Source organism: Xanthomonas arboricola pv. guizotiae (genome assembly GCF_002940205.1).
Taxonomy (GTDB): domain Bacteria; phylum Pseudomonadota; class Gammaproteobacteria; order Xanthomonadales; family Xanthomonadaceae; genus Xanthomonas; species Xanthomonas arboricola_C.
The window spans coordinates 18,319-38,968 of record NZ_MDSK01000030.1; the positions used below are offsets into that span (position 1 = coordinate 18,319).

The window sequence follows — 20,650 nt, forward strand, 5'->3', positions numbered from 1 at the left end:
CCGCATCAACTGTGGTCTAGTCGATCATCCGGTGACCTCTTCGAAACGCTCCACGGATCGAGCGCTGCAATGTCGTCGCCGCTCTCCCAGATCGCAAAGAGGCAGACATGGCCCCCCGCACTCGCCAAGGGCTCAACGACCACGGTCTCTACAACAGCGCGCGCGATGAGCGCGACGCCTGTGGTTTTGGCATGGTCGCCCAGTTGGACGACCAACCTTCCCGTTCGCTGGTGGATACTGCGATTGCGGCGCTCTCGCGCATGACCCACCGTGGCGGTGTCGCCGCCGACGGGCTCACCGGCGATGGCTGCGGCCTGCTGATCCGCAAGCCCGATGCGTTCCTGCGCGGGCTGGCGCGCGATGCCGGCATCCCCCTGGGCACGCGTTACGCGGCCGGGGTGGTGTTCCTGCCGCTGGACAAAGCCGATGCCGCACGCTGTCGCACCGAACTGGAAACCCAGTTGCACGGCGCTGGCGTGCAGTTCCGCGGCTGGCGCGTGGTGCCCACCGATGACAGCGTGTGCGGCCAGCTGGCCCGCGACACCTTGCCGCGCATCGAACAGGTCTTTGTCGATGCCGGTGCCGAACAGAGCGAAGACGGCTTCACCCTGGCGCTGTTCCTGGCGCGCCGCCGCGCCGAGCAGGCGCTGCGCGAGGTGGAAAACTTCTACGTCACCACGCTCTCGCCCAACGGCATCAGCTACAAGGGCATGGTGCTGCCGGACAAGCTGAGCACGTTCTACCCGGACCTGCAGCGCAGCGATCTGTCCTCCAGCGCGATTGTGTTCCACCAGCGTTTTTCAACCAACACGCTGCCGCGCTGGCCGCTGGCGCATCCGTTCCGCCTGCTCGCCCACAACGGCGAGATCAACACCATCGAAGGCAACCGGCGCTGGGCGCAGGCGCGCAGCAAGGTGTGGCAGACCCCGCGCTTCGACATCGCCGAGTTCGACCCGGTGATCTCCATGCACGGCTCCGATTCGCAGAGCCTGGACAACATGCTCGAGCTGCTGATCGCCGGTGGCATGGACCTGCTGCAGGCGCTGCGCATCCTGGTGCCGCCGGCGACCCAGTCGCTGGAGTTCAAGGACGCCGACCTGGCCGCGTTCTACGAGTTCTACGGCCTCAACACCGAGCCATGGGACGGCCCGGCCGGCATCGTCGCCTGCGACAGCCGCTATGCCGCTTGCATGCTCGACCGCAACGGCCTGCGCCCGGCGCGCTGGATGCTGACCTCCGACCGCCATTTCCTGGTGGCCTCCGAGGCCGGCGTGTGGGAGCTGCCGGCCGAGCGCATCACCCGCAAGGGCAAGCTGGGCCCGGGCGAGATGATGGCGATCGATCTCAAGCGCGGCGACCTGCTGGACTCGGACGCCATCGACCGCATCAACCGCGCGCGCGCGCCGTACAAGCAATGGCTGCAGCAGGGCGTGACCTATCTGCAGACCGAACTGATCGACCCCTCGCTGGTGGAAGAACCCTTCAGCGAGCAGACCCTGCGCAGCTACCACAAGCTGTTCCAGCTCAGCACCGAGGAAGTGGAGCAGATCCTGCGCCCGCTGGCCGAGACCGAGCAGGAAGCCACCGGCTCGATGGGCGACGACACCCCGATGGCGGTGCTCAGCCGCCAGACCCGGCCGTTGTACGACTACTTCCGCCAGGCCTTCGCGCAGGTCACCAACCCGCCGATCGACCCGCTGCGCGAAGGCATCGCGATGTCGCTCACCACCCAGCTCGGCAAGGAGACCAACATCTTCCACGCCGGTGCGGAGACGGTGAACCACGTCATCCTCAACTCGCCGGTGCTCAGCCAGCGCAAGCTGCGCCAGCTGCTGAAGATGGAGCAGTACGTCGAGCGCAACCGCCTGATCGACCTGTCCTACAGCGTGGAGGAAGGCCTCAAGGCCGGGCTGGAACGCATCTGCCAGGAAGTGGAGGCGGCCGCACGCGCCGGCGCCGTCATGCTGTTGCTGTCCGACCGCTACCCGGTCCCGGACCGGCCGATGGCGCATGCGCTGCTGGCCACCGGCGCGGTGCATCACCACCTGTGCAAGGTGGGCCTGCGCTGCGACGTCAACCTGATCATCGAAACCGGCACCGCGCGCGATGCGCACCACATGGCCTGCCTGCTCGGCTTCGGCGCCACGGCCGTGTATCCGTACCTGGCCTACCAGACGCTGTTCGACCTGGGCCGGCGCGGCATCCTGCAGCTGAGCAAGGGCGGCGAGCAGTCGCAGATCGGCCGCCGCTACCGCAAGGGCATCTACAAGGGCCTGTCCAAGATCATCTCCAAGATGGGCATCTGCACCATCGCCAGCTACCGCGGCGCGCAGTTGTTCGAAATCGTCGGGCTGGACCCGGACGTGGTGGAGCTGTGCTTTGCCGAGACGCCCGCGCGCATCGGCGGCGTGGGCCTGCCGCGGCTGGACACCGAGGCACGCGAGCTCACCGCACGCGCCTGGAACGACCAGCTCAAGCCGGAAGTAGGCGGGCTGCTCAAGTACGTGCACGGCGGCGAGTACCACATGTACAACCCGGACGTGGTCATGACGCTGCAGCGCGCCACCCGCACCGGCGATGCCGGCGACTGGCAGAAGTACGTCGACGCGGTGCATGCGCGCCCGGCCTCCACCCTGCGCGACCTGGTCCAGCTCAAGCGCGCCGACACCCCGACCCCGCTGCACGAGGTGACCCCGGCCGAAGACGTGCTGCGTCGCTTCGATACCGCCGCGATCAGCCTGGGCGCGTTGTCGCCCGAGGCGCACGAAGCGCTGGCCATTGCGATGAACCGCCTGGGCGGGCGCAGCAATTCCGGCGAAGGCGGCGAAGACCCGGCCCGCTACGGCACCGAGAAGCGCTCCAAGATCAAGCAGGTGGCCTCCGGCCGCTTCGGTGTGACGCCGGAATATCTGGTCAACGCCGAAGTGCTGCAGATCAAGGTCGCCCAGGGCGCCAAGCCCGGCGAAGGCGGCCAGCTGCCCGGCCACAAGGTCAATGAACTGATCGCGCGGCTGCGTTACGCCAAGCCCGGCATCGGCCTGATCAGCCCGCCGCCGCATCACGACATCTATTCCATCGAAGACCTGGCCCAGCTGATCTACGACCTCAAGCAGGTCAACCCGACCGCGCTGGTGTCGGTGAAGCTGGTGGCGCATGCCGGCGTCGGCACCATTGCCGCCGGTGTGGTCAAGGCCGGCGCCGACCTGATCACCGTGTCCGGCCATGACGGCGGCACCGGGGCCAGCCCGGTCAGCTCGATCCGCTATGCCGGCGTGCCGTGGGAACTGGGCGTGGCCGAGTCGCACCAGGCGCTGGTGGCCAACGACCTGCGCGACCGCACCATTTTGCAGACCGACGGCGGCCTGAAGACCGGCCTGGACGTGGTCAAGGCCGCGCTGCTGGGCGCCGACAGCTTCGGCTTCGGCACCGCGCCGATGATCGTGCTGGGCTGCAAGTACCTGCGCATCTGCCACCTCAACAACTGCGCCACCGGCGTGGCCACCCAGGACGAGCGCCTGCGTGCGAATTACTTCACCGGCCTGCCCGAGCGGGTGGAGCATTTCTTCCGCCTGCTGGCCGAGGAAGTGCGGCAGTGGCTGTCCTACCTGGGCGTGCGCTCGCTGGACGACATCGTCGGCCGCACCGACCTGCTCGAACAGCTGGAGGTCTCGCCACGTGCCGGGGTCAAGGTCGATCTGTCGCGCCTGCTCACCCATGCGCGCTACGACGGCAGCCACTGCGCCGCCCAGCGCCTGTACGAATCGCCCGACAGCCTGGCCACGCAGATGGACGGCCTGCTCGCCGATGCGATCGCCCACAAGCGCGGCGGCGACCATCGCTTCCTGATCCACAACACCGACCGCTCGATCGGCGCGCGCCTGTCCGGCGCCATCGCACGCGTGCACGGCAACCACGGCATGAGCGATGCGCCGTTGAACCTGCGCTTCCGCGGTAGCGCCGGGCAGAGCTTCGGCGCGTTCAACGCCGGTGGCCTGCAGCTGGAGCTGGAAGGCGAGGCGAACGACTACGTCGGCAAGGGCATGGCCGGCGGCCGGCTGGTGGTGCGTCCGCCGCGTGGCGCCCGCTTCGAGGCGCGCAGCACGCCGATCGTCGGCAACACCTGCCTGTACGGCGCCACCGGCGGCGAGCTGTTCGCGGCCGGACGCGCCGGCGAGCGCTTTGCGGTGCGCAACTCCGGCGCGCTGGCGGTGGTGGAAGGCGCCGGCGACCACTGCTGCGAATACATGACCGATGGCGTGGTGCTGGTGCTGGGCAAGGTCGGCCTGAACTTCGGCGCCGGCTTCACCGGTGGCCTGGCCTACGTGCTGGATATCGAACGCGACTTCGTGGACCGCTACAACCACGAGCTGATCGATATCCACCGCGTCTCCGCCGAGGGCTTCGAGAACCATCGCCAGCACCTGCACACCCTGATCAGCCGCCACCGCGAGCTGACCGGCAGCATCTGGGCGCAGCAGATCCTGGACGAGTTCCGCGACTACATCGGCAAGTTCTGGCTGGTCAAACCCAAGGCCGCCAGCATCGAGTCGCTGGCGGAGTCGCTGCGCCGGGCCGCGTAAGTTTCTGCCCCCCTCTTCCGCATGCGGGAGAGGGGCTGGGGGTGAGGGCACTGGCCCGCCCCTCATCCGCCCCTTCGGGCACCTTCTCCCGCAGGCGGGAGAAGGGGGATCAGCCACGGATTTCTCTATGAGCCGCAAGCAAGCCTTCCAATTCCTCGACCTGCCCCGGACCATGCCCACGCGCATTCCGGTGGAGCTGCGTACCTCCGGCGACTGGGGCGAGTTGTACGGCAAGTTCGACAAGGCCGACGCGCAGTACCAGTCCGGCCGTTGCCTGGACTGCGGTAACCCGTATTGCAGCTGGAAATGCCCGGTGCACAACGCCATTCCGCAGTGGCTGCAGCTGGTGCAGGAAGACCGCATCATCGAGGCCGCCACGCTGTGCCATTCCACCAATCCGCTGCCGGAAGTGTGCGGGCGGGTGTGTCCGCAGGACCGCCTGTGCGAGGGCAGCTGCACGCTGGAGGAATTCGGCGCGGTCACCATCGGCGCGGTGGAAAAATACATCGTCGATACCGCCTTCAAGATGGGCTGGCGCCCGGACCTGGGCAACGTGCAGCCGAGCGGCTGGCGGGTGGCGGTGATCGGCGCCGGCCCCGCCGGCCTGTCCTGCGCGGACCGCCTGGTGCGTGCCGGCATCGAGGCGGTGGTCTACGACCGCTACGAGCAGATCGGCGGCCTGCTGCAGTTCGGCATCCCCAGCTTCAAGCTGGACAAGGCGGTGATCGGCAAGCGCCGCGAGATCCTCGAAGGCATGGGCGTGCAGTTCCGCCTGGGCGTGGAAGTGGGCCGCGACGTCAGCATCGAGCAGCTGCTGGGCGAGTTCGATGCGGTGTTCCTGGGCACCGGTGCCTACCGCTACACCGATGGCGGGCTGCCCGGGCAGGACCTGAAAAACGTGTTGCCGGCATTGCCGTTCCTGGTGCAGAACAGCCGCATCGTCAGCGGCAACGACCCGCACGGCCGGCCGATCGCCGGCTGGGAAGACCAGATGGCGCTGCCCGATCTCAACGGCAAGCGCGTGGTGGTGCTGGGCGGCGGCGACACCGGCATGGACTGCGTGCGCAGCGCCATCCGCCTGGGTGCGGCCAAGGTCACCTGCGCGTACCGGCGCGACGAGGCCAGCATGCCGGGTTCGGCACGCGAGGTCGCCAACGCGCGCGAGGAAGGCGTGCGCTTTTTGTTCAACCGCCAGCCGCTGTCGATCGAATCCGGCGCCGACGACGAGGCGATCGGCGTGACCGTGGTGGAAACCCGGCTCGGCGAGCCCGATGCCAGCGGGCGGCGCAACGCGGTACCGGTGGAAGGCAGCGAATCGCTGCTGGAAGCGGACGTGGTGATCATCGCCTTCGGCTTCTCGCCCAGCCTGCCCGACTGGTTGTCGTCACAGGGCGTGGAAGCCGGCAGCAACGGCCGCATCGTCGCCCCGGCCGACGACAACGGCCGCCTGCCCTACCAGACCAGCAACCCGCGCCTGTTCGCCGGCGGCGACTGCGTGCGCGGTGCCGACCTGGTGGTGACCGCAGTGGCCGAAGGCCGCGACGCGGCAGGCAGCATCGTGCAGCTGCTGGGGGTGAAAGCGCAGGTCAAGGAGCCGGCTGCTGCGTAGCCGTCTTAGGTGCACAAAATATGAGATTGCAGGTACCAGATCAGGCCGTAGCGCTCATTTCCGCTCTGACTTCCTTGCAACCGTCGCCAGACTCGATCTGGCTAATCGGATCTCGCACTAACGATCGTACAACTCACCAATCGGATACGGATCTGATTGTATTCGGCTCAGAAGCATTTATTCGCGCCGCAATAGCGCAAATAGCACAGCCGCAGGATGTGGATTGTTTGGTCGTATTCAACGGCGATGACTATCGAGACCCCTGGCAAGAAAAAAGCGGATCACTTAGCAAACTCGAGTGGCGACAGATTGATGCCGACTCGGCACGGTACATCGGCACCAAGTGGATGCCGGACGACGAGTCCTCGCGAGAGTTTGGTGCTCTTATGGGAGACCTCGTTGATCGTGAAGAACTCGCCATTAGGCTTTGGCCGTAAGCGCATCAAGCTGCGCTGGTGACAAACTGCCGCGCGCCACCGCCTGCGTCTAACAACAACGCAAGCGGTGGCATTTCATACATTTGATGCAATCTTGATCAAGCCGCCTTATCCAACGTCGCCATATCGATCACGAAGCGGTACTTCACGTCGCTCTTGAGCATGCGCTCGTAGGCCTCGTTGATCTGGTCGGCGCGGATGGTTTCGATGTCCGAGACGATGTTGTGCTTGGCGCAGAAATCCAGCATTTCCTGGGTCTGGCGGATGCCGCCGATCAGCGAGCCTGCCAGGGTGCGGCGCTTCATCACCAGGTTGAACACGGCCGGCGACGGGTGCGACTGCTCGGGCACGCCGACCAGCACCATCGCGCCGTCGCGCTTGAGCGCGTTGAGGAACGGGTCCAGGTTATGCGGCGCGGCCACGGTGTTGAGGATGAAGTCCAGCGTGTTGTACTGCGCCGCCATCTGCGCCTCGTCCTTGGAGATCACCACTTCGCTGGCGCCCAGGCGCAGCGCATCGGCGCGCTTGCTCTCGGAGGTGGTGAACAGCACCACGGTGGCGCCCATCGCCTTGGCGATCTTCACTGCCATGTGGCCCAGGCCGCCGAGGCCGACCACGCCCACCTTCTGACCGGGACCGACCTTCCAGTGCGCCAGCGGCGAATACGTGGTGATGCCGGCGCACAGCAGCGGCGCCACTGCGGCCAGGTTGTCGCTGTGGGTGATGCGCAGCACGTACTTCTGGTCGACCACGATATGGTCGGAGTAGCCGCCGTAGGTGTTCTCGCCGCCGCCGAACATCGGGCCGTTATAGGTGCCGGTGAAGCCCTGCTCGCAATACTGCTCTTCGCCTTCCTGACAGGACGCGCAGCTGCGGCAGCTGTCGACCATGCAGCCGACACCGGCCAGGTCGCCGACCTTGAAACCGGTGACCGCATCGCCGACCGCGGTGACGCGTCCGACGATCTCGTGGCCCGGCACCGACGGGTAGCGCGTGTTGTGCCATTCGTTGCGTGCGGTATGCAGGTCCGAGTGACACACGCCGCAGTAGGCGATATCGATCTGCACATCGTTGGGGCCTGGCGCGCGCCGTTCGAACACGAACGGTGCAAGCGGCTGATCGGCAGTTTGGGCGGCGTACGCGTGGGCTTGGCTCATGGGGAGACTCCAGGATGTGACGTCCCCCGCGACAGTGCGGGAGACCTAAGAATAGGTGGCGCTAGCTTAAGACAGCTGCCTGTCGCACTCCTGCGACAGTGCGTCTTGCCTGCCGGGTTGCGGACGCGACCGCAGCGGCATGGTGCGCCCTGCAGGTGTTTGCGCACGATCAAATCCGCGTTTGCCGGCGTGAATGGCGCGCTAACGCCGGAGCTTCTACGCTGACCAACCACCATCCTGCCCTGCACCATCCCTGCTGGCCGTGCCCTCCCCCTGCGGCCGCCTACGTCGATGCCGAAGGAGGCTTCCATGTTTCGCTCTTCCCCCAACCTCCCATCCGTGCGCAGTGCCGCACTCGCACTGACCCTGCTGGCCGCATTGCCGCTGGCGCACGCCAAGGAGCCTGCGCGCCCCGGAAAGGAAGCCAGCGGCCTGAAGTATGTCGGCGTCAATCTGTCCGGTGCCGAGTTCAACTCACGCAAGAAGCCCGGCACCCTGTTCAAGGACTACACCTACCCGGCCGCGGCGGACTTCAGTTATTTCGCCGGCAAGGGCATGAACACGATTCGCCTGCCGTTCCTGTGGGAACGCCTGCAACCACAGCTCAACGGCGACCTGGATGCGGCGCAACTGGCGCTGCTGAAGAAATCGGTGGCTGCGGCCAAGGCCAACAAGCAGTACCTGATCCTGGACGTGCACAACTACGCCAAGTACGACGGCAAGCGCATCGGCAGCAGCGAGGTGCCCACCGCCGCGGTGGCGGATCTGTGGCGCCGGTTGGCGCTCGAATTCAAGGACGACAAGTCGGTGATCTTCGGGCTGATGAACGAGCCCAACGGCATTTCCGCCACCGATTGGGCGAGCGCGGCGCAAGGCGCGATCAACGCGATCCGCAAGACCGGCGCCCACAACCTGATCCTGGTGCCGGGTACCGCCTACAGCGGCGCGCATAGCTGGCGCAGCGCCAGTTATGGCGTCTCCAATGCCAAGGCCCTGGAAATCCTCAAGGACCCGGGCAACAACCTGGCCTTCGAAGCGCATCAATACCTGGACAACGACTACAGCGGCACCAAGCCGGTGTGCACCAGCGCCACGGTTGGCGAGGACAAGCTGCGCGGCTTCACCGAGTGGCTGCGCGAGAACAAGCAGAAGGGCTTCCTGGGCGAGTTCGGCACCGCCAACAATCCGGTCTGCGACCAGGCGCTGGAAGGCATGCTGACCTACATGGAAAAGAACAGCGACGTGTGGCTGGGCTGGACCTGGTGGGCCGCTGGCGCATGGTGGAAGCCGGACTACTTCTTTACCGTGCAGCCGGGCAAGGACGGCAGCGACAAGCCGCAGATGTCGATCCTGAGCAAGTACGCCCGCCGCGCGACCAGGTAAGCCGCGCGGGCCGGTCGATCACGGTGGTCGCCGCGGTTGCTGCGGCCACCGTTTTCTCTGCGCCATCCGCCCTGTCCTGCCACGCGTCACCGATGACATCCACCGACGATTGCAGATCGCGCGCTGCATCCATCGCAGCCGCAATCCGATCTGCCTGTTGCAGCAGGCGCATTGGCTGCCCGCTGCCGAGAGCATGACGCAGCCCACACCTATCGCGCGCTGCACATGACAGGTGCCGAAGTTCCGCGAGCGCACCAGGTGACTTTGCATGTGCATGCGTGTCGATCCCGCAGCAGCACGGTTGCGATTGCGCGTGCTGTGCCGCGCGTTGCGTTCTGATAATTCCCCGCGCAGTGCGGCACCTGTCGCAATTGCGATGTGCATCGCTGCCGCGCGTGCGACGCGATCAACCTACGGCGTTGCGATCGCACCACAGCCCTCCAGCGATGCGGGATGCGGCGTATTTCCGCAGCCAGTCGGCGCAGAGTGCAGTCGGCATGCAGCGCGAGTGACTGCGCGGTGTCGCCTTATCACAACGAAGCGCGTGCATGTCTGACAATAACTGCGAAGTCGCCTACAGATCGAATTAAGTGATATCTCGCATTCGTAGTTTGAATGCCCAGATGCGCTTAGGGTGAAACGCGATGCAGTGTCGTCATGCACGTGGCAGGCCCACGCCAGGGCAATGCATCTCCCCCGCAAATGCTTCAGGAGCCACCCATGTTGCCCTCCCCCACTCCGACGCGCCGGCTGTCCAGCCGTGCGCTCTCATTGCTGCTGCCTGTCATGGTGCTGCTTGCGAGTGCGCCGTTCGCACAGGCAAAGAACCGCCTGAAATACGCAGGCGTCAATCTTTCCGGTGCCGAAATCAGATCCTCGCAAAAGCGCCGGAGTACTCAACGTCGACTACCTGTATCCGGCTGCCAGCGATTACCGCTACTTCGCCGGCAGACACATGAACATCGTTCGGCTGCCCATCCTGTGGGAGCGCCTGCAACCCAAGGCCGGCGGCGCACTGGATGCGGCACAGCTGGCACTGATTCGCCATGCCTTGACCAACGCAAAGGCCGCCAAGGTTTACCTGATCCTGGATATCCACAACTACGCCAGGCATTACGGCAACAAGATCGGCAGCGCGCGCGTGCCGATCAGCACCTTCAACGATCTGTGGCGACGCCTGGCGATCTGCTTCAAGAACGACAACAGCGTGATCTTCGGGATGATGAACCAGCCTTACGACATCAATCCGCAATCCTGGGCCAACGTCGCGCAGGCATCGATCGACACCATCCGCAAAACCGGTGCCAACAATCTGATCCTGGTGCCCGGCGCGCTATGGAGCGGCGCGCACAGCTGTTATTCCACCGTGGCCGGCCAGTCCAACGCAATGGCGCTGGCCTCCATTCGCGACCCGCTCAATCGCTACGCCATCGAAGTGCATCAATACCTGGACACGGACTCCAGCGGCACCAGCGCCGGGTGTGTCAGCGGCACCGCCGGTGGCGAGCGCCTGCGCAGTTTCACCCAGTGGCTACGCCTCAATCACAAGCAGGGCTTTCTCGGCGAGTTCGGCACCGGCAACAACGCCACCTGCAACAGCGCACTCAACGGCATGCTGGGCTACATGGAGAGCAACCGCGAGGTGTGGGTGGGCTGGACCTGGTGGGCCGCCGGCGCATGGTGGAACCGCAGCTACCCGTTCAACGTGCAGCCGGATGCGCAGTGCCGCAACAAGCCGCAGATGTCCATCCTGAGCGCGCGCGCAAAACGCGTCACCCAGTAGTCGAAGCAAGCAGTGTGCGATGGGCAACCGTCGCACGCTGCGGAGCAAACACCCAGCTCAAGCCAGGCAGCAGCCGTGCCCAGCCGCGGTGAGCACAGTCGTCACGCAATAAAACGCCAGCACGTGGCGCGCGCAATAGCGGTGCAGCGTCAGTGATCCGACGTCGCACCGTTGACGGCGAGCGCATCCATTCGCCGATTTTTCGACAGCGCCATGCATGCGATGGCGGTGTCGACAAGCGTGCGCGACCGCTTTTCAGCGCGGCGCGTCACAGCATGTTGTTCCAGAACGTGACCCCTGCGGTAAGTGACTGCGACCCAGCCTTCACATTCGATGTGGAGGGCATTTAGGCACGACAGATGCATTGGTTACGACAGGTGTGGCGCACTTCGCGCAGATCGCACGCAAACCGCTGCGACACACCATCCCCCCGCCGTCGAAGGAGTTGTTTCATGTCTGCTGTCCCTCACACGCTGCGTGCCGTTGTCCGCTGCGTCCTGCTCTGCATCCTGTTGGGCACATTCGCAACCGTCCACGCACAAACACGTGCACTGACGTATGCCGGCGTCAATTTATCCGGTGCCGAATTCACATCGTCCCAAAAGCCCGGCGTGCTCAACAAGGATTACATGTATGCCGCGGCCAGCGATTACACCTATTTCGCCGGCGTCGGCATGAACACGATCCGCCTTCCGGTGCTGTGGGAACGCCTGCAGCCAAGTGCACGCGGCGAACTGGATCCGACCCAACTGGCCCTGGTACAGCAAGCCGTGGCACGCGCCAAGGCATCGGGCATGTATCTGGTGCTGGACATCCACAATTACGGCAAATACTACGGTGACAAGATCGGCGACGAAGTGCCGATCGCCACATTCGCCGATCTGTGGCGCCGCCTTGCGCTGGCATTTCCCAGCGACAACGCGGTGATCTTCGGGCTGATGAATGAGCCCAACGGCGTCTCGGCCAGCGCCTGGGCTGCCACTGCACAGGCAGGCATCGATGCGATTCGCGCCACCGGCGCGAACAACCTGATCCTGGTGCCCGGCGCATTGTGGACCGGTGCGCACAGCTGGTATTCACCCACCAGCGACGGCTATTCCAACGCAACCGCATTGGTTTCGATCTACGATCCGCTCAATCGCTACGCGTTCGAAGTGCATCAATACCTGGATGCCGACTCCAGTGGCACCAGCAATGTCTGCGTCAGTGCCACCATCGGCGTCGAGCGTCTGCGTAGCTTCACCGAGTGGCTGCGCACCAACCACAGGCGCGGGTTTCTGGGCGAATTCGGTACCGCCAACAACCCCGTCTGCAATGAAGCGCTGCGCGGCATGCTCCGCTATATCGATGCCAACGCAGATGTCTGGTCGGGCTGGACATGGTGGGCTGCCGGTTCGTGGTGGAACGTCAGTTATCAGTACAGCGTGCATCCCAACAAGGACGGCACCGACAAGCCGCAGATGTCCATCCTCTCGCCGCAGGCGGTGCGCGCCACACGCGCCATTCCGTAATGTGAGGCAGATGGGTTGAGTCAAGCGAGCCGCCGCAAGGCGGCTCGCCTTTGCGTCCTTGCGCCGGCGGTATGTCGGCTCACACAGCGAGCACGGCTGTCTTGATGCGACCACGTTGAAGTGTGCAAAGCGCGCTGCGCGTCCATTGCACCGCAATGCCGCACGCACCCAGTGGATGTACGTGCGTACGGCACGGCCGCGCCGTGCGCGCATCATCACCGACGCTTGAGCTCACTGAACTCTTGTGGCGGCTTGCAGCGGTTTTCACCTGGCAGCGATAACGCTGCGTCCAGCATGGGCGCACTTCACTGCAGGAGCATCACATGGCACATCGACTGATGAAGACCGCGCTGATCGGCGCACTCGCAGTGGCAGCGCAGGGCGCGTTCGCGCAGGCCGCCGCCGACAAGCCGGCCAAGGCGCTGACCTCCCGCGAGGTCACCAGCATGCTGACCGACAAGGGCTATACCAAGGTGCACGACGTCAAGTTCGACCATGGCGTGTGGACCGCCGACGCACGCAGCGGCGACGGCAAGGATGTGGATGTGCGTATCGATCCGGTGACTGGCCGCGTGTATGGCGACCAGACCACCTCCAAGCTGAGCGAGGCCGATATCCGCGCTGCGTTGTCGGCCGGCGGCTATTCCAACGTACACGACCTCACGTTCGAAGACGGCTTGTGGAAGGCCGACGCCGAGCAACGCGGCGGGCAGAAGGTGGATCTGCATGTCGATCCGGATGACGGGCACGTGGTGAGCGTGGATAACGATTGACCATCGCATCTCGGGGGCGGCGGCGTGCCGACAGTGCCGCCGTGCTGATGGCAACGCATTGCCGTCAGCACGATCGACTGCATCGCCCATGCCGGTGGGATCTTCTGGCGGAACAGCGACGAAGAAGAGCAGTACGTCAGGTGAGGTGCGGTGCGCGATCTGGCACATCCATGCACCTCCGCAACCGTCACTGCCAGAACGAACCCATGCAAAGGGCCTCCTGTTGGAGGCCCTTTGCGTTGATCGCGATTTGCGGGCGCGGCGCTGCCGCTCACCTTGCAGGCCGCATCGCGACGCCATGCATCGGCTGCATGACATCGCATGCGGTGCAGGCGTCGGTCAACGCGCCGGCGCCGCCTTCTCGCCCTCGGCGGCGTCTTTCCCGGCCTCAGGCGCCGCTGCCGCGGCGTCCGCAGCGGGCTTGCCGGCCATCATGCGATCGCGCGCGGCCTTGAACGGGTTGCCGGCATACCAGTTCGGCCAACGCTGGCCGGCGGCCACCTCCTTGCCCACGCCATACACCGCCTGCAGGTCTTCGATGGTGCCATCGAGCTTACAGCTGGCCGCATCGTATTCGTCGCCCGGGGCGTGATAGCGATTGCGCCCGTAGTCTTCGGCGGCCGCGCGTCCGGCAGCGGTACCGCCCTCGCGCAGGTCTTCGCCGCCATCGGCATACAGCGCCGGCACGCCGGCCTTGGCGAAGTTGAAATGATCCGAGCGGAAATACGAGCCGCTTTGCGGCGTGGCTTCGGCATGCAGGGTACGGCCCTGCATCGCGGCGATCGGCTTGAGGATGTCTTCCAGCTCCGAGCTGCCCATGCCGACCACGGTGACATCGCGTGCGCGCCCGGCCACCGACATCGCATCCAGGTTGATCACCGCCGCGATCTTGTCCAGCGGAAAGCTCGGGTTGGCCACGTAGTACTTGGAGCCGAGCAGGCCGGATTCTTCCAGCGTCACCGCCACGAACACCACCGAACGCGCCGGCTTGGGATCCTGGTGCGCAAACGCATCGGCAATCTCGAGAATGCCGGCCACGCCGGTGGCGTTGTCCACCGCGCCGTTATAGATGTTGTCGCCGCTCTCGCCCGGGTGTTTGCCCAGGTGATCCCAGTGCGCCATGTACAGTACTGCCTCGTCGGCATGGCTGGTGCCCGGCAGCACGCCGACCACATTGCGCGAGGATTTCTCCGCGATCGTGCTCTTCAGGTCGACCGACCAGCTGGCCTTCAACGGCACCGGTTTGAAGCCGCGCTTGCTGGCGTCCTTGTAGGCCTGCGCCAGATCCAGCCCGGCATTGGCGAACAACTGCTTGGCGGTCTCGGCGCTGACCCAGCCCTGCACCGGCAGGCGCGGATCGGGATCGTCCTTGGCCGGCAGGTCGTATTGCGGGCCGGCCCAGGAGTTCTTGACCACGTCCCAGCCATAGCTGGCGCCCGGGGTGTCGTGCACGATCAGCGCGGCGGCCGCGCCCTTGCGGGCGGCTTCCTCGAACTTGTAGGTCCAGCGCCCGTAATAGGTCATGCGCTTGCCGTCGAACAGCTTGGCATCGCCGGTGTGGAAGCCGGGATCGTTGACGAACATCACCACCGTCTTGCCCTTCCAGTCCTGGCCGGCGTAATCGTTCCACTGCTGTTCGGGCGCATCCACGCCGTAGCCGACGAACACCAGCTCGCTGTTGTCCAGCTTGACCTCGGCCTGGCCGGTGCGGGTGCCGACCACGATGTCGGTGCCGAAGGCCAGGGTGCGGGTCTGCTCGCCGCTGCGCAGGGTCGGCGCGGTAGCCGCATCGGCGGTGGTTTCCACCATCGGCACCTCCTGGAACCAGCTGTCGCCGTTGCCCGGCTGCAGGCCGATGCGCTGCATCTGGTCGCGGATATAGGTGACGGTCTTCTCTTCGCCCGGCGTGCCGGGGCCGCGGCCTTCGAAGTCATCCGAGGCCAGTGTCTTGACCAGCTCGGCAAAGTCGTCGCCGGTCAGCTCCGGCGAAAAGGTGTGGCGGCTGACCGGTGCGCTGGCCGCCGTGTCCACCGGCGCCTGTGCGGCGGGCGCGCTCGGCGCATCGGCGGGTTCACGCTTGCAGCCGGCCAGGGCCAGCGTCGCGGCCAGGCACAACAGGATCTTGCGGGGCATCGGGACTCCTCGTGCGGCGAAGGTGCCCCGATTCTAGGCGCTGGCCCCGTGGTGAGCGCGTCAGTCCTTGGGTGCCACGTCGCTGTCGAAGCTGCGCGCGGTGGCGCCGGTGACGGCACCGATCTTGGCAGTGCGGTGCACGTACAGGCTGACCTCGCGCTCGAACTCCAGCGGGCCGTCGACCACCGCCTCCGGGCCGATCACCACGCGCGGCTTGCGCGCCGGCTTGAACGAAAAGCTGAAGTTGGGCTTGGTCACCTCGATCCCGCCACGCACATGCGAGCGCACCCCGACGGTGATGTCGCCGTTGACGGTCTCGATGCCCTTGCCGAGCTCGGTTTCCACCAGGCCGATGCTGCCGTTGACGGTTTCCACGCCGCCGCTGATGCGGCTGCCGCGCTCCACCAGCACGCTGCCGTTGACCGTCTCCAGCCCGCCGGACACCACCACCTTCTGCCCCAGCGTGATCGCGCCATTGACCGTGGACACGTCGCCGGTGCGGGCGTTGTCGCCGATCTGGATACTGCCGTTGACCGTTTCCACGCTCCGGGTCTGCGCGCCGGCGCCGACCTCGATGGAGCCGTTGACGGTTTCCAGCGCGCCATAGACCTTGCCGGCCTCGGCGCTGATGCGGCCGTTGACCTTGCTGATGTCCTCGTCGGCCCAGGCGCTTGCGCAGACCAGGGACAATGCCAGGAGAAGATGCTGGGGCTTCATGCTGAACCTTGCGCGGCGGCGGCTGTCTTGGGCGTGGCGGCGATCACACCATGCTTGGCTACAATCGCGCACCTGCCTGAAGTCACTGGACCTTTCGTTGCCCCTGTCGCCCGCCCCGCGATCGCGCCCGCTGCCTGCCCCCGCCACCGGCCGCTCCCGCGCGTGGCTGGCGGCCACCGTGCTGGCCTGCGCGCTGCTGGGCAGCACCGCGGCCGGTGCGCAAAGCCAGCGCGAGGCCGAGCGCAAACTGCAGCAGCTGCGCGACGAACTCAAGACCATCAGCGCCGACCGCCGCGAGCTGGAAGGCAAGCGCGGCACTGCCGCCCAGCAACTGCGCCAGGCCGATGAGAAAGTAGCCAGGACCTCGCGCGCGTTGAGCGAGACCGAAACGGCGATGCGCGCGCAGGAACAGCATCTGGGCAAGTTGCAGCAGGAGCGCGCGCAGCTGCAGCGCGGCCTGCAGAACCAGCGCGTGCAGCTGGCTGCGCTATTGCGCGCCGCCGACCAGGTCGGCCGCAACGCGCCGTTGAAGGTGCTGTTGTCGCAGGACACCGTGGGCGATGCCACGCGCATGCTGGCCGATCATCGCTACGTGCAGAACGCGCGTGCACAGCGCATCCAGGCACTGACCACGCAGCTGGATGCGCTGACCAAGGTGGAGCAGGACATCGCCAGCCGTCGCCAGGCGCTGGATGCGGCGCGTGCGCAGCAAAAGGCGCAGGCCGCATTGCTGCAGAAGGACCGCTCGCAGCAGGCGGCGACGGTCGCGCAGCTGGACGACCGCTACAAACAGCGCGCCGAGCGCGAAAAAGCCCTGGGCCAGGACGCCAGGTCGCTGGAACAGCTGCTTGCCAACCTGCGCGCGGCCGCTGCCAAGGCCGAGGCCGAACGGCGCGCCGCCGCCAGACGCGCCGCCGCCGAAGCCGCCGCGCAGGCCAAACGCAGCAAGACCGAGCGCCCCGAGCGTCCCGGCAAGACCCCGCCCAAGGTCATCACCAGTGCGCCGGCACCCAAGGTCGGCGGCATGAGCTGGCCGGTGTCGGGCAACCTGCTGGCGCGCTTCAACGCCACCTTGCCCGACGGCCACACCAGCAAGGGGGTGTTGATCGGGGCGCCCAAGGGCAGCACCGTCACCGCAGTGGCCGACGGCACGGTGGTGTTCTCCGACTGGATGACCGGCTACGGCATGATCCTGATCGTGGACCACGGCAACGGCTACATGAGCCTGTACGCGCACAACGACACGCTGTTGCGCGATGCCGGCGCGTCGATCAAGCGCGGCGAAGCGGTGGCCAAGGTCGGCAGCTCGGGCGGGCAGGGCGTGCCGGCGCTGTACTTCGAACTGCGTCGCAACGGGCAGCCGGTGGATCCGTCGAGCTGGTTGCAGCGCCGCTGAGTGCGGCGCACGCAGCGCGCGTGACGGTGCATGACCGCCAACCATCCCTGGCTCTACCGAGTCAACGCGGATTTACCGCCGCTTCGCGCATAATCCGAAGCGCTCCGTTGCGGGGCGTCTTATCTCTTTGTCGGAGTGCTTCATGCGCGTAGCCGTCCTGTCCGTTGCCCTGTCGCTGGCGTTGTTCGCCTCACCCGGTTGGGCGCAGAAAGCCAGTCCCGCCGCCGCCCAGGCCACTGCGGACGATCCGGAAGCCAACGAAGCCGCCGTCTCCAAGGTGCCGCTGGACGAGATCCGCCGCTTCGTGGCGGTGTACAACGCGGTCAAGCAGGCCTACGTCGATCCGGTCGAGGACAAGAAGCTGATGCATGCCGCAGTGCGCGGCCTGCTCTCGGATCTGGACCCGCACAGCACCTACTTCGACAAGGAAGATGCCGAAGCCTTCGACGAGCAGGCCACCGGCGCCTACGACGGCATCGGCGTGGAATTGCTGCAGCAGCAGGACAACACGCTCAAGGTGATCGCGCCGATCGACGACACCCCGGCCGCACGTGCCGGCATCCGCGCCGGCGACGTCATCGTGGCCATCGACGGCAAGCCGATCGACGCCAGCAAGGCGATGGAACCGCTGCGCGGCGAATCCGGCAGCAAGGTCGTGCTGACCATCGTGCGCGACAAGGCGCCCAAGCCGTTCGACGTGACCCTGCAGCGGCAGACCATCCGCGTGGCCAGCGTGCGCAGCAAGCTGCTGGAGCCGGGCTATGGCTACATCCGCATCAGCACCTTCCAGGCCGACACCGGCGCCGACTTCCAGAAGAACCTCAAGCAGCTGCAGGCCGGCGGCAAGTTGCGCGGCCTGGTGCTGGACCTGCGCAGCAACCCGGGCGGTCTGCTGACCTCGGCGGTGCAGGTGGCCGACGACCTGCTCGACAAGGGCAACATCGTCAGCACGCGCGGGCGCATCTCCATCAGCGATGCCAAGTTCGACGCCACCCCGGGCGATCTGCTCGGCGGCGCGCCGGTGGTGGTGCTGGTGGACGCCGGCTCGGCCAGTGCCTCGGAAGTGCTGGCCGGCGCGCTGCGCGACAACCAGCGCGCGCGCATCATCGGCAGCCGCACCTTCGGCAAGGGCTCGGTGCAGACCGTGCTGCCGCTGGACAACGGCGACTCGGTCAAGCTGACCACCGCGCGCTATTACACCCCCAGTGGCAAGTCGATCCAGGCCAGCGGCATCGTGCCCGAAGTGCTGCTCACCCCCGAACCGCAGCCCGGCGATGCCGACGTGCCGGCCAGCCTGGCCGACTTCAGCGAAGCCACGCTGCCGGGCCATCTGCGTGGCGATGCCGAAGGCGAGGAGGGCTACACCGCCGGCGACGTGCTGCCGGGCGATGGCCCGATCGCCTCCGCGCTGGCCGAGCTCAAGCAGCCCGGCTCGGCGGCCAAGGCGCAAGCCGCCGCGCTCAAGGCCAAGGCACAGGCAGCGCAGAAGGCCAAGGCCGCCAAGACCGCAGCCGAGCCCAGGCCGGCCGCCGCGCGCCCGGCAGCAGCCGACAAGCCCAAGCCTGCCGACAAGCCGAGCGAACCCGCCGACAAGGCCAGGCCCGCGCCGCCGGTGGAACCGGCCGCGCCTGCGCCGGCCGAACCGGTCAGGTAATCCGGCCACCGCGCAGCGGGGGATCACTCCCGCTGCGCGCCAGGCCCGATCGATCCGCGCCGGCACTGCCACGCCACCTGCACGCATCCCTGGATCACCCGGCCGCCACAGCGCCGGCGGGTTTGGACCCCAAGGCGCTTGTAGGAGCGACCCCGGTCGCGACAAGCCTCCCCAAGCGCACGATCACCACCACGTCAACCACGCGCTATCGCGCAATCGCCAACGCCTCGGGATTGACCAGGTTGCGTGGCGCACCGGCGGCAAACGCCAGCAGATTGTCGAACGCCGCTTCGAAGTACAGCGCATAGCTGTCGCTTTCCACGTAGCCCAGATGCGGCGTCGCCAGTACGCGCGGATGCTGCAGCAGCGGGTCGCGCGGATCCAGCACCGGCTCGCGCTCGAACACATCCACTGCCGCCTGTGCCGGCCGGCCCGCATCCAGCGCGGCCAGCAAGGCGCCGGGCGCGATCAGCTCCGCACGGCTGGTGTTGACCAACAACGCATCCGGGCGCATCCGCGCCAGATCCTGCGCACTGATCTGGTGGCGGGTCTGCGCGGTCAGGCGCCGATGCAGCGACAGCACATCGCTGCGTTCGAACAGCTCCTGCCGGCTGGCGGCGATGTCGAAGCCATCGCGCGCGGCCTGTGCGCACGAGGCCTCGCCGCCCCACACCAGCACCTGCATGCCGAATGCACGCCCGAAGCCGGCCACGCGCTGGCCGATCCGCCCGTAACTCCAGATGCCCAGCGTGCGCCCGTGCAACGCGCGTCCCAGGCCGGGATCGCCCAGCGCCTGCCAGCGGCCCTGGTGCAGCGCGCGCTGGTACTCGCCCAGGCGCCGGCTGGCCGACAGGATCAAGGCCCAGGTCAGTTCGGCCGGTGCCACCGGCGAGCCGACGCCTTCGGCCACCGCCACCCCGAACTCGGTGCACGCGGCCACGTCCACATGCGCGCCGACCCGGCCGGTCTGGCTGATCAACTTGAGTCGCGGCAGGCGCCGCAACAGCGTGGCGTCCACGCGGGTGCGTTCGCGGATCAGCACCAGCGCATCGGCTTCGACCAGCCGCTCGGCCCATTCGTTGGGGTCGGTGGCCAGCGCGCCCAGCACCTGCACATCGTGGCCGTGCAGGCGCTGCAGGCAGGGCAGGTGACGCACGGCGCCCTGGTAATCGTCGGGCACCAGGATGCGCATCAGCGCGGCTTGGTCGGCAACGGGAACGGCGTGACCACCTTGTCGCCGGTGCTGGCATCGCGGATCACCGACTGGCCCTTCTTCTCGACTTCCTCGATGCGCACGATGCTCTGCATCGGCAGGTGCAGCGTCTTGGTGTTGCCGAACTCTTCGCGCAGGCGCTCTTCGGTGGGATCGACCACCAGCCCGTCGTGCACGTCGAACACCAGCTCGCCGATCTGGTTGAAGCCCCACAGGTGGCTGCCGGTGACCTGGCGGGCGTAGAGCTCGTAGACCTTGCCGTGATTGAGGAAGGTGACTTTGTACAGAGGCTTGGACATGCGGC

The 20,650-nt window shown here is 66.6% G+C and carries 12 protein-coding genes and 1 pseudogene; 8 read left to right on the forward strand and 5 right to left on the reverse strand.

Translation table 11 applies throughout. From position 1 onward, the window contains the following. The first annotated feature begins 107 nt into the window (after positions 1-107). Entirely contained in the window at positions 108-4,580 is a 4,473-nt protein-coding gene (gene gltB, locus XarbCFBP7408_RS16670) for a glutamate synthase large subunit (RefSeq protein WP_104563909.1), read from the forward strand. Positions 4,581-4,707: 127 nt separating this feature from the next. After that, a complete protein-coding gene (locus tag XarbCFBP7408_RS16675; RefSeq protein ID WP_104563910.1) occupies positions 4,708-6,189 on the forward strand; it encodes an FAD-dependent oxidoreductase in 1,482 nt (493 codons plus the stop codon). A gap of 535 nt (positions 6,190-6,724) precedes the next feature. Here XarbCFBP7408_RS16675 and XarbCFBP7408_RS16680 read toward each other — a convergent pair. After that, positions 6,725-7,783 (reverse strand): NAD(P)-dependent alcohol dehydrogenase, encoded by a 1,059-nt coding sequence (locus XarbCFBP7408_RS16680; RefSeq protein ID WP_104563911.1) that lies wholly within the window; start codon positions 7,781-7,783, stop codon positions 6,725-6,727. A gap of 309 nt (positions 7,784-8,092) precedes the next feature. Between XarbCFBP7408_RS16680 and XarbCFBP7408_RS16690 the strand changes: the two genes are divergently transcribed. The 4 genes and pseudogenes from XarbCFBP7408_RS16690 (at position 8,093) to XarbCFBP7408_RS16705 (ending at position 13,233) form a co-directional block, all read left to right on the forward strand. Continuing rightward, the gene (locus tag XarbCFBP7408_RS16690; protein ID WP_104563913.1) at positions 8,093-9,166 is read left to right on the forward strand and encodes a glycoside hydrolase family 5 protein; all 1,074 of its coding nucleotides are present in this window, start codon (positions 8,093-8,095) and stop codon (positions 9,164-9,166) included. A gap of 792 nt (positions 9,167-9,958) precedes the next feature. Further along, a pseudogene (locus tag XarbCFBP7408_RS16695) lies at positions 9,959-10,949 on the forward strand (glycoside hydrolase family 5 protein). 452 nt (positions 10,950-11,401) lie between these two features. Continuing rightward, the gene (locus XarbCFBP7408_RS16700; protein ID WP_104563914.1) at positions 11,402-12,460 is read left to right on the forward strand and encodes a glycoside hydrolase family 5 protein; all 1,059 of its coding nucleotides are present in this window, start codon (positions 11,402-11,404) and stop codon (positions 12,458-12,460) included. Between the two features lie 323 nt (positions 12,461-12,783). Continuing rightward, positions 12,784-13,233 carry a PepSY domain-containing protein gene (locus tag XarbCFBP7408_RS16705; protein ID WP_181106738.1) on the forward strand — a complete coding sequence of 150 codons (450 nt, stop codon included), beginning with the start codon at positions 12,784-12,786 and terminating at the stop codon, positions 13,231-13,233. 339 nt (positions 13,234-13,572) lie between these two features. Here the strand turns inward: XarbCFBP7408_RS16705 and XarbCFBP7408_RS16710 are convergent, their stop codons facing one another. Together XarbCFBP7408_RS16710 and XarbCFBP7408_RS16715 are read right to left on the reverse strand one after the other, a co-directional pair. Beyond that, entirely contained in the window at positions 13,573-15,366 is a 1,794-nt protein-coding gene (locus XarbCFBP7408_RS16710) for a M28 family metallopeptidase (RefSeq protein WP_104563916.1), read from the reverse strand. Between the two features lie 60 nt (positions 15,367-15,426). Then, positions 15,427-16,083, reverse strand: a complete 657-nt coding sequence (locus XarbCFBP7408_RS16715) for a hypothetical protein (RefSeq protein ID WP_104563917.1) — start codon at positions 16,081-16,083, stop codon at positions 15,427-15,429. Between the two features lie 97 nt (positions 16,084-16,180). Here XarbCFBP7408_RS16715 and XarbCFBP7408_RS16720 point away from each other — a divergent pair, with 97 nt between their 5' ends. Then, complete coding sequence (locus XarbCFBP7408_RS16720) at positions 16,181-17,479, forward strand: murein hydrolase activator EnvC family protein (protein ID WP_181106736.1); 1,299 nt, start codon at positions 16,181-16,183, stop codon at positions 17,477-17,479. 142 nt (positions 17,480-17,621) lie between these two features. After that, positions 17,622-19,133, forward strand: a complete 1,512-nt coding sequence (locus XarbCFBP7408_RS16725; RefSeq protein ID WP_104563918.1) for a S41 family peptidase — start codon at positions 17,622-17,624, stop codon at positions 19,131-19,133. A gap of 205 nt (positions 19,134-19,338) precedes the next feature. Here XarbCFBP7408_RS16725 and XarbCFBP7408_RS16730 read toward each other — a convergent pair whose 3' ends face one another. Both XarbCFBP7408_RS16730 and XarbCFBP7408_RS16735 read right to left on the reverse strand, forming a co-directional pair. Then, entirely contained in the window at positions 19,339-20,325 is a 987-nt protein-coding gene (locus tag XarbCFBP7408_RS16730) for a D-2-hydroxyacid dehydrogenase family protein (RefSeq protein ID WP_104563919.1), read from the reverse strand. Further along, a complete protein-coding gene (locus XarbCFBP7408_RS16735; RefSeq protein ID WP_104563920.1) occupies positions 20,325-20,645 on the reverse strand; it encodes a DUF1820 family protein in 321 nt (106 codons plus the stop codon). The genes XarbCFBP7408_RS16730 and XarbCFBP7408_RS16735 overlap by 1 nt, the downstream gene beginning before the upstream one ends. Between the last annotated feature and the right edge of the window lie 5 nt (positions 20,646-20,650).

What these genes read in the sequence shown, in the direction of transcription:
- gltB (WP_104563909.1), top strand. Translation starts at nt 108, where the DNA reads ATGGCCCCCCGCACTCGCCAAGGGCTCAACGACCACGGTCTCTACAAC.
- XarbCFBP7408_RS16675 (WP_104563910.1), top strand. Translation starts at nt 4,708, where the DNA reads ATGAGCCGCAAGCAAGCCTTCCAATTCCTCGACCTGCCCCGGACCATG.
- XarbCFBP7408_RS16680 (WP_104563911.1), bottom strand. Translation starts at nt 7,783, where the DNA reads ATGAGCCAAGCCCACGCGTACGCCGCCCAAACTGCCGATCAGCCGCTT.
- XarbCFBP7408_RS16690 (WP_104563913.1), top strand. Translation starts at nt 8,093, where the DNA reads ATGTTTCGCTCTTCCCCCAACCTCCCATCCGTGCGCAGTGCCGCACTC.
- XarbCFBP7408_RS16700 (WP_104563914.1), top strand. Translation starts at nt 11,402, where the DNA reads ATGTCTGCTGTCCCTCACACGCTGCGTGCCGTTGTCCGCTGCGTCCTG.
- XarbCFBP7408_RS16705 (WP_181106738.1), top strand. Translation starts at nt 12,784, where the DNA reads ATGGCACATCGACTGATGAAGACCGCGCTGATCGGCGCACTCGCAGTG.
- XarbCFBP7408_RS16710 (WP_104563916.1), bottom strand. Translation starts at nt 15,366, where the DNA reads ATGCCCCGCAAGATCCTGTTGTGCCTGGCCGCGACGCTGGCCCTGGCC.
- XarbCFBP7408_RS16715 (WP_104563917.1), bottom strand. Translation starts at nt 16,083, where the DNA reads ATGAAGCCCCAGCATCTTCTCCTGGCATTGTCCCTGGTCTGCGCAAGC.
- XarbCFBP7408_RS16725 (WP_104563918.1), top strand. Translation starts at nt 17,622, where the DNA reads ATGCGCGTAGCCGTCCTGTCCGTTGCCCTGTCGCTGGCGTTGTTCGCC.
- XarbCFBP7408_RS16730 (WP_104563919.1), bottom strand. Translation starts at nt 20,325, where the DNA reads ATGCGCATCCTGGTGCCCGACGATTACCAGGGCGCCGTGCGTCACCTG.
- XarbCFBP7408_RS16735 (WP_104563920.1), bottom strand. Translation starts at nt 20,645, where the DNA reads ATGTCCAAGCCTCTGTACAAAGTCACCTTCCTCAATCACGGCAAGGTC.